Below are 13,834 nucleotides of genomic sequence, written 5' to 3'. Positions count from 1 at the left end.
GCCCCTGCAGTCATATTCCCAAATGCAGCTTTGGCTTCCAGAAGGGGCGGAACAACTCAATCTTGGGACAGCGGTTCATAACCACTTTCAAGCCCGCTTCCTCCGCCAATTGGGCGGCAGCGTCATCGCGCACCCCAATCTGACCCCACAGAACCTTGGCATTGATTGCGATGGCCTCTTGTGCAACTTCCAACAGGTCTTCGGAGCGGCGAAAAACCTCAACCATGTCCACAGGCCGGTCGATGGCCGCTAGTGACGCGTACACCTTAAGCCCTCGAATCTCATCCAGACCGGGACTGGGGTTGACCGGGATCATGTCGTAGCCGACTTCGTGCAGCACCCTGAGTACCCCATAGGAAAATTTGGTTTTATCGGGGCTGGCCCCCACCATCGCGATGGTTTTGACCGATTTCAGAATGTCTTGCAGATAAGCCTCCGAATAGGGCTCATCATGATTCATATGGGTCATTTCTTTGCTTCCAACGGGGTCGCAATATCGGCTTTCAATTCATGAGCGGCCAGCGGGTCAAGGAAGGGGTTGCGATAGAGCTTGTCGTGGCTCTCAACGCCGACCTCCAGCGTGCAGTCGCTCATAGGGCGGGCGACGCAGAGGATTATATAGCCATTGTTAATCTGGCGGTTGTTCAGCGCTCGCTGCGCTTTTTGATCGACTTTGCCGCTGATTATCTTGGCTGCACAGGTTATGCAGCCGCCATACTTGCACCCATACGGCAGATCCACGCCCTGCTCGCGCAAGCTTTGCAAGAGGGGCTTGCGGTGATCGACGTCAAAGGCCGCACCGCCTTGATTGGCGAGAGTGATGGTGAAGCTGGTCATACCCAGATGTCGCTCGTGCAATCACCGCCGGGATAACGGGTTTCGTGGCAGCGGCTTGGTCCATTTGGTTCCTTACCAAAATCAACAACGAATAGCGGATCGATTTCCATGCCGCCGTTTTCCGTATCGCAATTGACCATTAGCATGCATCCGCCATTGGTGCGGATTTCCGGATAGAACTGATTGTCCCAGGTCGAGAAGAGTGAGGTCGTCACATAGAGGCGCTTGCCGTCGAGGCTGAGCTGTATCATCTGAGGCCCGCCAGTCACTTTCACGCCATTGACCTCAGGCGCACGGCCGAGAAGTCCGCCCATCCACACTTGTCCGGTAAGCTTGGCGTTGTGAGGGTCCGAGATGTCGTACTGACGAATGTCGCCATGCAACCAGTTGCACAGATAGAGGTATCTATCGTCCATGCTGAGCAGAATGACCGAGATCACGCCCGGTATCGGGATCGGCCATTCGGGATGCGGCTCATTGCCGACATCGACAATTTTTTCCCATTGCCAGTCACCCGCCGCGTCCTTCCACCAATGGATGATATTTGCAGAAAGGGCCGCTCCAACAAAGCCGTGACTGCTGTCGGGGTTATGATGGAATCGCACTTCCAGTGGGATCAAGCCATCTTCACCGAGATAGAATGTTTGCTTTGGCTCCTTCTTTTCAAAATCCCAGAAATGGATCTCTCGGCCATATTTCAGATGACCAACCTCTTCCAGGTCAAAGCCAGGCATGAAGGTATTGGGCGCGGCCCATTCCGAGCTGACCATCACGTTGTGTCGCGGCTGGTACCAGAAATCATAACCAAACTTGATACTGCCCATGGAGTTTTCCCAGCGGCCGACAACCTCGAACTCCTTGCTGAGTTGCAAATAGCCGCCGGGGGCATTGCCCTGGGCGTCACCAAGCATGGAAACGATGATGTCCGAGCCGAGGCAATGTACCGTATGTGGCGCCGACAGATTGGTCCTAGTTTTGATTTCAGCGCCATCTATCACCTTGAACAGTGTCGGGCTGCGCGGATCGGTACCGCAATCGACAATATGCAGATTTGACGAGCGCACACCTGGCACGATCAGATATTTCCGCTCCATGCTCGCATCGCCATGGCACGACGAACAGGCATTCCAGCCCGAGTGATGAAGCTCATCGCCAATGCCCGGCATTTGCAAACGCGAAATCACCTGGCTGTAGGTCGAACTCTCCGGGTCGACATCGATGGTGCACAGATAGTCCGGCTTCTGAATGCCCGTGCCGGTGTAGATGGCAATCGTATAGAGCAGCTTTTCGCGAGGTGCCGTCATCGCATCGGCTGGAGAAGCATAGCCCGGTCCACAGCAATGATTGGTCATGGGTACTTCCCTTTGAACAGATCACTGGCCAGCCCCAACGGGGTCGAGCTGGAATATTAGTGCATGCTTGGCATTGGCGCTATGGCCGGGGTGGCTTGTGAAGTGCGCACGTGACGTACAACTTGGCGACAGAGCCCCCTTCGGACGCCACGTATGACCGCCCGCGGGGTTATTGAGAACCCTTGCAGCGGCCCGGCGCTTGGAGGTCCGCTTCTGGCCTTCCGAGCCTCGAAGCCGCCGGAAGAGTCTAACACCTGGGTCCCAGGCCAATTTCCGCCTGCTGCGCTCCACGTTATTGCAAGACGTTCAAATTTGAGCTTCCGCACTCATGCTTTGTCGAGAGAATCTCCTGTACTCTTTTAAGGCTTCTGCGTCGTAATTTTTAGCCGTTCTGAATCGCCGCAGGCGACGATGACGACGGAATAGGAGAACGCAATGACTCGCAATCACGTTGAACGTCTTGAAGAGTTTAGGGAAATCCTGGTCGCGACTCGACGCGAAGGAGTCCGTAACGTGCACCATACTCGCGACGCAATGCGGGCAAGTGGCTTTCAGATCGGGGACAGCGATGGCTCCAGTTACGGAGGCGAGCTGAAGGCGCTCCAAGAGGAAATCGAGGCAGTAGATCGCGCCATCGAAGAAGAGAAGCGGTTGGCCTTGGCCCTCGAGAGCGCGGCTCAATCCCGCCGACCGACTAAACCGAGAATTGTGAAGCGAGCATAGGTCAGGTACGGCCCTTTGGCGCCTGTCGCTTCGATCGCCTTCGGTCTGGTGTCGGGCTTCCCGCCGCCGTGGCGGTGCAGGCGACGGTGACGGTAGAGACCACCGCGATCACGGCTGAGAATGCCAAGCAACTGATGGGGAAGTGAGGGGCGGAACCGCTCTACGGCAGCGTTTGATACGGCAAGGCCCGCGAGGGGCCTTGTTGCGTTCCGGCAAGTTACGGTGAATGGCCGCTTCGCGCCCAATGCCAGTCGTTCGATCTGGCCTCTCAGGCAGCCGTAAGCTGACGCTGCGTAAACCCCTATTGAGTGGGAACAGGCGGTGTTTCCTGCGTTTCCGTAGATCACGACGTTGACCACGCCCTATCGCTGGCACAGGTATGGCAATATCGAGATGGCCGGCTGGCTCGAGAAGGTCCGTGCATCGTTACAGGCGGGACAACCACTCGACTTCAAGGATCCTGCCTGCAACGGTCGAATGGGCTTGGCTGCTCGACCAGCCTGGCATCAGTTGGGGCATTGCTCTCCCTGCGGAACCGAATCGAAGGTGTAGCTGGGCTCGTATCGCCCCGTTTGGCCGTTCCACTCCTTGGTAATCCGAGGCGGACAGTTCTTACCCGTGGCGGTCCCGATCGCTACGATGACGACGACCGCAACCGCGAAGGCGGTGCCGATGATCTGGACGACTTCGCCGAAGGTTGTGTCAACGTCCATGTGCGTCCGCATTCCGGCGAAACGAATGTGTTCCCAGTTGTCGCGGATGAAGGAATCTTGAATCCCCACCTGGTTCCAGTCGTCGCTGCGATCGTTACCGAACGACGTGGTCCCGTCGAGATGCCGTTCGACGTTGAACACCATAATGTTTCCGGCCGCATCCTGGAAATTGAGCGTCGAGGCGACGGTTACATTGAAGCCGAAAAAGCCGCTGTCACGCATGTCGCCCTTGTAGTTCCAGTCCCCCGCACTGTTCATCCAGAGCTCGACGTTGCAATGAACGCCGCTCGTGGCGAGGCTCGCCTTTAGCACCACGCTTGAATTGGATACCAGTAGCCGTCCGTCGGACCGGATCGCGATATTGCCCGCCTGGAAATATGAGACCTTCCCGCCGGCCGCTCCGGTCGTCGGATCAATCCAGACTTCTTCGTCAGACACCGGGAAACCCAGATGACCGCGCTCGCCATCGAGCTGCCACCAGTTGTCGCGTATAGCGCCGCCGATCGCATGGGCACCAAGCTCAGGCGTCCAGTAGATCGATCCGCCTTGGAAGTGGTTGAATCGCCCGGTATTAAAGGTCGTGCTCTGTTCGTCCGTCTGCGGATATCCGAGGAACCCCCCGACGCCGCCAAGTTCGATATATTTTCGGTAGATGTCGCCATGGACTTCGTGGATCGACCCATTTGGCGCAAGGTAGATCGCACCGCCCTCGTAATTGCGAAAGTAGCTGTCCTTGGGGCCAAAATCCATCTGGCCGATGGGACCGCCGAGCAGGCCGTTCAGCGAATTGAATTTGGCATCGATTGCCTTGCGCGCGGCCGCGATCTCTTTCAGCAGATCGGATAGCGTGGGCAACACGCGGCTGTCAAAATAAGTATGGTCGCGGTTGAGATCCGCCACACGCGTCGTCGGCGTTAGGATGATCGTTTCGTTCAGAAAGGGCGCTACTTGGCGAAGGTACCGGTCCGATGCCCGAGTCGTCAGCTGCACCCCGTCGGTCATGGCCACCTGTCTTGTCAGCAATCCGTGAACGAGCAGGCTACGCACCGAAGCATGATCGACGGTGTCCTGGGGGATCGGACTGTCTGTGCCGATGACATCGGGCGTGCTGAACACCAGAACTGGCGCGGCGCGCTCCTTTGTCGCGCCATTTTCTACTGGAACTGTCGCTTGCCCCGGTGTCATCGCTCCGTTACGAGCAGGGACATCACGTCGCGACCGCTTGGCCTGCTTGATGGATTTCTCGGCCGGGCTTTCCAGTTGCATCTGATCGACCTTTCCTAGCCAAGTCGGAGCGCTCGTCATCGGTTCACCGGCTCTCCAAGAAAACAATTTTCTGGCCAATTGTTCATGTTGAAAATGAAGCTCGCGCGCTCGAATATCGGGAATATCAACGAGTCTCGACATCGGGCACTCTGCTCTTCGAATCCGAGTTCATCAAGTCGCTTATAACGCGCAATCAATCACAGTTAACTTTGAATTTAGGTGCTTCTCATACGTAGTAGAAGATTAACCATCATTTCATCAGTTCGGTCTGCGGTTTTTCTTCAAATGTGAGGGTTCGGGGCCGCTCAGCGCTCGATCGCATCTTACTCCAAGCTTCCCGCCTCAAACCGTATCTGCCAGACGGGGTGCAAGGCTCGCGGTCGGACGAACACTTCGCCAAGCGTCAGCTCCTGGTGGTGGCCGGTCAGGGCGTTGACGAAGGCGAAGCGACACTGGTCCCCAACCCGACGCACTCAAACGGCAAGGCGGCCCGACTAGTCGTTCGATTAATTAAATCGCATGGTAAAGATGCCTGAGTTTGACACGTGCGTCTTTGGTTGCGAACTGCCAATCGGCTTTGGCGTGGTTGGCATTTCGGGCCAAGCTGCGATTTCATCGATCAGGGTTGTTTGTCCGGGATGCGACGATCGAGATACTGGGACGATAGGACCCCAAGTTCGGACTCGGCCATATCGAGCCAGCTGGCGTGTTTGGGTGTATAGCGCCATTCGAAAGCCGCGCTGGGTCTCTTCTCTCAGGCCGCGCATGGCCATGTCTTCGAGCATGCGCTGCCGCAACGGCCGGCTGGGTGGACATCGGATCTTCCTCTCGAGCTTAAGGGTGGCCCTTCATGATCGGTGAACAACCCTGTCCCGCTCAAGCTCTCACCGCCGCCTGTTGGCGCTCGACACCTCAACACGGGCGCCAATCCCGCGCGAGCGGGTTCATGCTTGGGTCGACTTCGGTCAGACGGCAGTAAATTCGGCGAACGGCAGCTTCCTTGGCGTTGCTACCTGAACCAGTCAGTCAGCAGTCGGCCCAACCACGACGTTCGAGGCCTTGATGCTAGCCGATGGCGGGGCGGTCCCGTCACCCCCCAGCCAACCGCGGCAACAGAAATATCTCCGCGCCCTTTGGCAGTTCCTTCGACCAGGTATCGCGATAGATCGTCCCGTCGATGGCGACGGCGATGCCCTTCTCGATCCAGGGCTCGATGCCGGGATACTGTTCAGCCAGTTTTCTGAACAGCTCCCTGATGTCCTTGGCCTCGACCTCGACCTTGCTCTGGCCGCCGGCGAGCTGGCCGAGGGCGCCCCAGAGGGTGACTTCGACCATTGCCAGACCTCGCTCTAACCTTGCCGTTCCGCCTCGATCGCGGCGAGGACGCGGGGCGGTGACATCGGGATGTGGGTCATGCGCACGCCGGCGGCATTCGACATCGCATTGGCGATGGCCGCCAGCGGCGGCACGATCGAGGTTTCGCCGACGCCGCGCACGCCATAGGGGTGGTTGGGGTTGGGTATCTCGAGGATCTGCGTGTCGATCATCGGCAGGTCCGAGCACACCGGGATGCGGTAGTCGAGGAAGCCGGCGTTCTGCAGGCGGCCATCCTTGCCGTAAATATACTCCTCGTTGAGCGCCCAGCCGATGCCTTGTGCGGCACCGCCCTGGTACTGGCCCTCGACATAGGTCGGGTGCACCGCCTTGCCGGCATCCTGGATCACCGTGTAGCGGATCACGCGCGCGGCACCCGTCTCGGGGTCGACCTCGATGTCACAGATATGGGTGGCGAAGGAGACGCCGGCGCCGTCGGCGACGAGCTCGCTGTGGCCAGCGATCGGCCCGCCCGTCTTGCCGGAAGCGGCAGCGATCTCCTTCAGCGACAATGCTGCGAGGTTGCCGTATTTCTCGCCCTTGGCGATGGCGTGGCCGTTTTCCCAGACCACGTCGTCGACCGGGATGTCCCACATCTGCGCGGCGCGGTCGCGCAGGATTTTGATGGCATTGCGGGCGGCCGAGATCGTCGCCATCGAGGACGAGAAGGTGCCGCGGCTGCCGTCCGTCATGTCGTTGTAGCCGAGGGAAGACGTGTCGGCGACAACCGCCTTGACCTGCTCATAGGCAATGCCGAGCTCTTCCGCCGCCACCAGCGACAGCGACGCGCGCGAGCCGCCGACGTCGACGGTGCCGACGGCCAGCGAGACCGAGCCGTCCATGCCGATGTTGAGGTCGGTGCAGGTCTGGCCGCCGAAGTTGAACCAGAAGCCGCAGGCCATGCCTCGGCCCTGGTTTTTGGCCAACGGCGCCTTCATGTGCGGGTGGGTCTTCGCCGCCTCCAGCGTCGGGCCGATACCGATCGGGCCATAGACCGGGCCGTAGGACGACCTCGTGCCTTCCTGCGCGGCGTTCTTTATGCGGAACTCGACCGGATCCATGCCGAGCTCCTTGGCCAGCTCGTCGACGGCGCTTTCCACGGCGAACGCCGCCATCGGAGCCGAGGGTGCGCGATAGGCCGCCGTCTTCGGCCGGTTGACCAGCACTTCGAAGCCCACGGTCTTGACGTTATCGAGCTTGTAGCAGGCAAACGCCGTCATGGCGCCGATCTCGGCCCAGGTGCCGGCATAAGGTCCGCTGGAATAGCGCAGTGTCGCCTCTGCCGCGGTGATGGTGCCGTCCTTGCGGGCGCCGATCTTCACGTCGATCGAGGTCGCGCTGGTCGGACCCGAGGCGCGGAACACTTCATCGCGGGTCATGACGAGCTTGACCGGCCGGCCTGCCTTGCGCGACAGCGCCAGCGCCACCGGTTCTGCCCAGACATGGGTCTTGCCACCAAAGCCGCCGCCGATCTCCGACGAGGTGACGCGCAGCTTCGAGGCTTCCAACCCGAGCAGCTGGGCGCAGTGCTGGCGGTAGACGAAATGTCCTTGCGTGCAGACCCAGAGGTCCGCGGTGCCGTCGGACGAGACGTTCGCCACGCAGGCATGCGGCTCGATATAGCCCTGATGTGTCTGCTCGGTCTTGAAGGAGCGCTCGACGATGAAATCGGCATGTCCGAAACCCTGATGGACATCGCCATGGCCGAACTGGCTGCGCTTGGTGACGTTGGACGGTTTTTTCGGCTTTTCCTCGAGGCCCTCGGTGAAGATCGTGTCATTGATCAAGGGGGCTGTGTGCTTCATCGCCTCGTCGACATCGGTGACATGCGGCAAAAGCTCGTAGTCGACCTCGATGAGCTTCAGCGCCTGCCGCGCCGTGCGGGCATCGACAGCCGCGACCGCGGCCACGGCGTGGCCGTCATAGAGCGCCTTGCTGCGCGCCATGCAATTGTCGAGGACGTCATACATGGCGGCATCACCATCGGTAAGGTCCGGCAGGTCGGCGGCGGTGATCACCGCTTTCACGCCGGCCAGCGTTTCCGCCTTCGAGGTGTCGATCTTCAGGATCTTTGCGTGGGCATGCGGGCTTCTGAGGACACGCCCGACCAGCTGTCCCGCCATGTTGAAGTCGGCGCCGTAGCGGGCGCGGCCCGTCACCTTGTCGATGCCGTCAGGGCGGATGGGGCGGGTGCCGACGGATGCGAATTTGCGGCCTGAAAAACGCGGATCGAAATTCATGGCTTACGCTCCCTTCATCACATTAGCCGCGTCCTGGACGGCGCGCACGATCTTGTCGTAGCCGGTGCAGCGGCAGAGATTGCCGGCGAGGCCGAAGCGGATTTCTTCCTCGGACGGATCGGGGTTTTTCGCCAGCAGGTCCTTCGCCGCGATCAAAAAACCCGGCGTGCAGATGCCGCATTGCAGGGCGGCATGTTCGAGGAATTTCTGCTGCAGCGTGTGCAGCTTCTCGCCATGCGCCATGCCCTCGACGGTCTCGACAATTCGGCCCTCGGCCTCGGCGCCGAGCACCAGGCACGAGCAGACCAGCCGGTTGTCGAGGATGATGCTGCAGGCGCCGCAGTCGCCGGTGCCGCAGCCTTCCTTGGCGCCGGTCAGTCCGAGCCGGTCGCGCAGGACGTCGAGCAACGTCTCGTCGGGTTGGCAAAGGTACTCGACGTGATCGCCGTTGATTGTCGTTGAAACTGCTACACCGGTCATCATTTACCTCCTGCACGTGCATAGGCGGTCGTCGCGGCTCTCGTAGCCAGCACGCCCGCAACTTTCCGTCTGAACTCGATGGTGCCGCGCTTGTCGTCGATGGGCCGGCAGGCCCCCGCGCAGACCTTGGCCAGCCGCTCAAGCGCTGCTTCGTCGAGCTTCCGGCCGATAAGGGCCTCGGCTGCCTCTTCGACCAGAAGCACGGTCGGGGCCGCGGCACCAAGCGCCACGCGGGCGGCTGTGATGACGCCGTGCTCGTCGAGCGTCAGGTTCACGCCGGCGCTGACCACCGCAATGTCCATCTCGGTGCGCGGAATGAACCGGAGATAGGCATCGCCCGAACGCGGCGCTTGGCTGTCGAGCAGGATCGCCTCGATGATCTCGCCCTTGGCGAGCGAGGTCTTGCCGGGCCCGATCGGCACGGCCTCAACGGCAATGGTGCGCTTGCCGGAAGGACCGGCGACCACTGCCTTGGCGCCGGCGGCCACCAAAGCCGGGACGCTGTCGGCGGCCGGCGAAGCGTTGCACAGATTGCCAACGATGGTGCAGCGTCCCTGCACCTGCTTCGAGCCGATCAGCTTCGCCGCTTCGACGACGCCGGGCCATGCCTTCTTCAGAGCTGAGTTCTCGCCCAGCACGGCGCAAGGAACAGCCGCGCCGATGCTGAAGCCGTCGGCGGTTTCCCGGATATCGCTCAGGCCAGCGATCGCCTTGATGTCGACGATCAGGTCGGGCTCGACAAAACCGCCCTTCATCCTCACCAGAAGGTCGCTGCCTCCCGCCAGAATGGCTGATGTGCCGGAAGAGCCGGCCAGCAGGCCAACGGCATCTTCGATTGAAAGCGGACGTATGTAACGCATCGTCTCCCCTTGGTGTCAGTGTCTCGCCGACCGTTATAAACAGTCTCCTCACAATGACCATCCGGTTGCTGATTTCCGCGATTGGGCCAGGTGCGAGTTGGGTTCCATGCCAAGCGTGGCTGATGCCCTACACTGTATGCCTACGCTGCATCTTTTGCACGAGGGGTGGTGACGCCGATGTCCTTCAACGCCTCAGCCACGGCCTGATCCAGCGGGGTGTGCGGGACTTCGCCGATGATGCCTTCCAGCCGGTCGGACACGAGCCGGTGCGGTTCGAAGCGGAGATAGGACATCGAGACGATCTCGCGCCACATCGCCACGAACGGGCTGCCGGCGCGCAGCACCCACCAGGGCATGAAGGTCAGTTTCAGCGGACGTCCCAGCGCCTTCTCGGCGGCTTCCTTGATGTCCATGTCGGTGACGGCATGACCGGGGAAGTTGAGCGCTTCGTAGAAACCGAGCTTGCCCTGGTTGCGCGCCAGCCCGACGAAGGCCACCGCGAAGTCCGGCAGATAGGCCCATTCATGCACGAGGTTGGCCGGGCCGGGCGCGGTATAGACGCCCTTGTTCATCTTGGCGGCGACGACGAGGTCGAACCACGATCCGCTGCCGGTGCCGCCGAAGAAATCGCCGGCCCGCAAAATGATGGTGCGGACCCGGCCGGCGTCGGCCTCGCGGCCAAACAGCGCTTCCATGGCGCAGCGGATGCGGCCCTTCTCGGTGGTCGGGCGGAACGGCGTATCTTCTGTCGCCACCTGAGGCATCGGTGAGCCGTAGTTGTAGACGGTGCCGGGGAAGAGATGCAGCGCGCCGTTGGCATGGCAGGCGGCCATGACGTTTTCGGCCATCGGCAGGCATTTGCCCCAGTCGGTGTAGATCGGGTTGAGGCCGTTGAATACGATGTCGACGCCCTCGGTCGCACGGATCAGCGACTGGCGGTCCATGGCGTCGCCCGCGACGGCCGTCGCGCCGCTCAGTTCGGCTGGCACCCTGCCGGTGCGGGTGACGGCGCGGACGTCGAAGCCGGCGTCGATGAAGGCCTTGCCAACCACGCGGCCGAGCCGGCCATTGGCGCCCAGAATTGCGATCTTGGTCATTTTTCGTCTCCGTGTTTGTGTTTGCACACCGAATATGATGCATTCATATTCGGATGAAAATTGACTGAGATTGGCGTTCTGATATTCATAAATGAATGACAGAGATCGACTGGAACCTGATCAAGAGCTTCGTCACCGTGGCGGAAACCGGCAGCCTGTCGGCTGCGGCGCGAAAGCTGTCGGCCAGCCAGCCGACGCTCGGGCGCCACATCGGTGAGCTCGAACAGGCGCTCGGCGTCACCCTGTTCCGGCGCGGGCGGCGCGGCTATGCGCTGACGGAAGCCGGAGCCACGCTGTTCGAGCGCGGCAAGGTGGTGAGCGAGCAGGCGAGCGCTTTTTCGCTATTGGCGCTGGGCTCGGTCGAGGCGATCGAAGGCACGGTGCGCATCGCCGCCAGCGAGGTGGTGGCTGCCTATGTGCTGCCGAAGATGACGGCGCGGCTCGGCATCGAGGAGCCCGGCATCGAGGTCGAGATCGTTGCCTCGAACCAGGTCGAGAACCTGCTGCGCCGGGATGCCGACATCGCCATCCGCATGGTCAAGCCGGCACAAAACGAGCTGACGGCGCGCAAGGTCTGCGATATTGCGCTGTGCTGTTGCGCGGCCAAATCCTATCTCGACCGGCACGGCCGCCCGCTTGTGCCCGCCGCCCTTGTCGACCATCCGCTGATCGGCTTCGACCGCAGCGACGAAATGATCCGCGGCTTTACCCAGTTAGGCATCCCGGTCACCCGTGGCAATTTTCGTTTCAGGACCGACAACCAGATCGTCCTGTGGGAGGCGCTGCGGGCGGGAAACGGTATCGGTCTTGGCCAGGAACCGCTGGCCGACAGCGACCCGTTGCTGGAAAAACTGCTGCCGGGCATGCCGTTGCCCAGCCTGCCGGTGTGGCTGGCCATGCATCGCGACGTGCGCACCAGTGTGCGCATCCGCCGCGTCGCCGATTTCCTCTACGAGGAGCTGAAGCGTTATTCGGCGGGTGCGGGCGCGAATTCGGCGCGGTGAGCGAGCCCGGCCATCAAAAGCACGACGATCAATAGCCCCGACATGGCGACGAAGATCGGCCCAAAGCTCAAATGCTCGGCGACGAAGCCGATCGCCGACGGCGCCACCAATATGCCGGAATAGCCCATGGTAGTGACGACGCTCATGCCGGTGCCCGACGACATGCCTTCCTGGTTGCCGCCGGCCGAGAAGATGATCGGCACCATGTTGGCGATGCCGAAGCCGCAGAGAGCAAAGGCCGCGATGGCGATCCAGGGCGAAGGCGACAGGCCGGCGACCAGCATGCCGGCGGCGGCGACAATGGCCGAGCCGCGCAGCGTCGCCACGGCGCCGAAGCGGTTGCGCACGCCGTCGCCGAAAAAGCGCATGATCGCCATGACACCGGAGAAGGCGGCGTAGGCAAGACCGGCAATGGCAAGGTCGGCGCCAAGCTCTTGGCGGAGATAAAGCGCTGCCCAGTCGAGCACGGCGCCTTCGGAGATCATGGTCAGCAGCGCCATCAGCCCGACCAAATAGACCAGCGGATTGGACGGCAGCGCAAATTTATGATGATCGGCGGCCTGCGGCTTGTCCTCTGCGATGAGGTAGCCGACCGCCACGGCTATGACGGCAAAAGCGATGACCGTGACGGCAGCCGCATGGGCGAGATGGCCATAGGTCTGGATGGCGTAACCGCCCAGGCCGCCACCGGCGAAACCGCCAAGGCTCCAGAAGCCATGCGACGACGACATGATGGCGCGGGACAGCCTTCTTTCCACCACCACCGCATTGGCGTTCATGGCGACATCCATGCCGCCGATCGAGCCGCCGAAGATGACCATGGCGATCGCCGCCAGCGGCACGTTGGGCGCCAGCGCCACGACCAGCAGGCCGAGGCTGCCGCACAGGCCGAACCAGCGCAGCACCGTGCGCGAGCCATGTTTCGAGATCAGATGGCCGCACCAGCTCATGGCCGCGACCGCGCCGACGCCGAACAGCAGGATCAGCAGGCCGAGCGTGAATTTTGTGATGTCGAGCCGGGTCAGGAACACCGGAATCTGCGGCGCCCAGCTGCCAGTCAGGAAGCCGTTGGCGAGGAAGATGCTTGCTACGGCCCATCGCCCGCGAATGGCGCCCTGCATGGTGTTTTGCGCATCCATGGGTTCGAATCCGGTCAAAAATCGCTTTGCGCTGCAAATTAGATCGATTCAATTTGCAGTCAAGCGCTGTGGTTGAGGAAATGCTTGGACCAAAGGGCCAATGGAGTCGGTACCGTTCGGTGGACCATCAGACGTTGGAGATTGGCGAAAACGCCCCATCCCTTCGTCATCCACGGGCGGAGCAAGGAGCGTAGCGACGCGGCGCAGACCCGAGGATCCATTCCGTGCCGTCTGTGCGATGCTACGGCGCAGAATCACGCCTGGTGAGCGCAACCATCATTCTGAGCCGCTGTGTCCGTGCCGGCCCTCGCGGCATGGATCCTAGGGTTTCCGCGACGTCGCTGCGCGACTGCTCCACCCTAGGATGACGAAGTCGCGTAGGGCTCCGCCAATCGCGGGCGCGTAGACGCGCCTATAAGCGTTGCCCGCCGGGCGCTAATGATCCCTCGGCCGCCTCGCCTCGAACTCCGCCTTCTTGGCGTCCGAAGCCTCGGTCTGGTTGAGCGCCTGCCATTGCGCATAGGGCATGCCGTAGACGATTTCGCGCGACTGATCCTTGCCAAGGTCGACGCCCTCGGCATTGGCGGCCTCGCGGTACCAGTTCGACAGGCAGTTGCGGCAGAAGCCGGCGAGGTTCATCAGGTCGATGTTCTGGACGTCGCTGCGCTCGCGCAGATGGTCGACCAGCCGGCGGAAGGCGGCGGCCTCGAAATCGCGTTTCTGTTCGTCGCTGAGTTCGGTCATGTCTT

At 61.4% G+C, this 13,834-nt stretch carries 13 protein-coding genes and 1 pseudogene; 2 read left to right on the top strand and 12 right to left on the bottom strand.

Features of this window, described 5'->3' with window-relative positions:
• Window positions 1-10: 10 nt before the first annotated feature.
• From AC1D1L_RS10025 to AC1D1L_RS10015, 3 genes are read right to left on the bottom strand one after another with little or no spacing between them, the layout of a single operon-like run.
• The gene (locus tag AC1D1L_RS10025; RefSeq protein WP_352590102.1) at window positions 11-460 is read right to left on the bottom strand and encodes a CoA-binding protein; all 450 of its coding nucleotides are present in this window, start codon (window positions 458-460) and stop codon (window positions 11-13) included.
• Window positions 461-465: 5 nt separating this feature from the next.
• Window positions 466-837, bottom strand: coding sequence for a 2Fe-2S iron-sulfur cluster-binding protein (locus AC1D1L_RS10020; protein WP_111543472.1), 372 nt, complete (start codon window positions 835-837; stop codon window positions 466-468).
• Complete coding sequence (locus AC1D1L_RS10015) at window positions 834-2,189, bottom strand: selenium-binding family protein (protein WP_477340898.1); 1,356 nt, start codon at window positions 2,187-2,189, stop codon at window positions 834-836. The genes AC1D1L_RS10020 and AC1D1L_RS10015 overlap by 4 nt, the downstream gene beginning before the upstream one ends.
• Window positions 2,190-2,624: 435 nt before the next feature.
• Between AC1D1L_RS10015 and AC1D1L_RS10010 the strand changes: the two genes are divergently transcribed.
• A complete protein-coding gene (locus tag AC1D1L_RS10010; protein WP_477340896.1) occupies window positions 2,625-2,912 on the top strand; it encodes a hypothetical protein in 288 nt (95 codons plus the stop codon).
• Between the two features lie 506 nt (window positions 2,913-3,418).
• Here the strand turns inward: AC1D1L_RS10010 and AC1D1L_RS10005 are convergent.
• The 7 genes and pseudogenes from AC1D1L_RS10005 to AC1D1L_RS09975 form a co-directional block, all read right to left on the bottom strand.
• The gene (locus AC1D1L_RS10005) at window positions 3,419-5,032 is read right to left on the bottom strand and encodes an LGFP repeat-containing protein (protein ID WP_477340894.1); all 1,614 of its coding nucleotides are present in this window, start codon (window positions 5,030-5,032) and stop codon (window positions 3,419-3,421) included.
• 369 nt (window positions 5,033-5,401) lie between these two features.
• Window positions 5,402-5,624: pseudogene (locus tag AC1D1L_RS10000) on the bottom strand (IS630 family transposase); the annotation flags it as partial.
• A 356-nt stretch (window positions 5,625-5,980) separates the two neighbouring features.
• Window positions 5,981-6,226 carry a MoaD/ThiS family protein gene (locus tag AC1D1L_RS09995; RefSeq protein ID WP_023828363.1) on the bottom strand — a complete coding sequence of 82 codons (246 nt, stop codon included), beginning with the start codon at window positions 6,224-6,226 and terminating at the stop codon, window positions 5,981-5,983.
• A gap of 14 nt (window positions 6,227-6,240) precedes the next feature.
• Window positions 6,241-8,505: a xanthine dehydrogenase family protein molybdopterin-binding subunit gene (locus AC1D1L_RS09990; RefSeq protein ID WP_477340892.1), complete on the bottom strand. Its 2,265-nt coding sequence runs from the start codon at window positions 8,503-8,505 to the stop codon at window positions 6,241-6,243.
• 3 nt (window positions 8,506-8,508) lie between these two features.
• The gene (locus AC1D1L_RS09985; RefSeq protein ID WP_477340890.1) at window positions 8,509-8,985 is read right to left on the bottom strand and encodes a (2Fe-2S)-binding protein; all 477 of its coding nucleotides are present in this window, start codon (window positions 8,983-8,985) and stop codon (window positions 8,509-8,511) included.
• The gene (locus AC1D1L_RS09980; protein ID WP_477340888.1) at window positions 8,985-9,845 is read right to left on the bottom strand and encodes an FAD binding domain-containing protein; all 861 of its coding nucleotides are present in this window, start codon (window positions 9,843-9,845) and stop codon (window positions 8,985-8,987) included. Before AC1D1L_RS09980 ends, AC1D1L_RS09985 begins: the two co-directional genes overlap by 1 nt.
• Before the next feature lie 140 nt (window positions 9,846-9,985).
• Window positions 9,986-10,942 (bottom strand): SDR family oxidoreductase, encoded by a 957-nt coding sequence (locus AC1D1L_RS09975; RefSeq protein WP_477340886.1) that lies wholly within the window; start codon window positions 10,940-10,942, stop codon window positions 9,986-9,988.
• Between the two features lie 95 nt (window positions 10,943-11,037).
• On the opposite strand from AC1D1L_RS09975, the gene AC1D1L_RS09970 reads away from it, so the two are divergent.
• Window positions 11,038-11,946: a LysR family transcriptional regulator gene (locus AC1D1L_RS09970; protein WP_477340884.1), complete on the top strand. Its 909-nt coding sequence runs from the start codon at window positions 11,038-11,040 to the stop codon at window positions 11,944-11,946.
• On the opposite strand, the gene AC1D1L_RS09965 is transcribed toward AC1D1L_RS09970, so the two are convergent.
• Window positions 11,910-13,085, bottom strand: a complete 1,176-nt coding sequence (locus AC1D1L_RS09965; RefSeq protein ID WP_477340882.1) for an MFS transporter — start codon at window positions 13,083-13,085, stop codon at window positions 11,910-11,912. The genes AC1D1L_RS09970 and AC1D1L_RS09965 overlap by 37 nt on opposite strands.
• A 435-nt stretch (window positions 13,086-13,520) precedes the next feature.
• A complete protein-coding gene (locus tag AC1D1L_RS09960) occupies window positions 13,521-13,829 on the bottom strand; it encodes a DUF1244 domain-containing protein (RefSeq protein ID WP_142869311.1) in 309 nt (102 codons plus the stop codon).
• Between the last annotated feature and the right edge of the window lie 5 nt (window positions 13,830-13,834).

It is taken from the genome of Mesorhizobium sp. P2_D6 (assembly GCF_056404315.1).
This window is presented reverse-complemented; position numbering and strand designations above follow the sequence as displayed.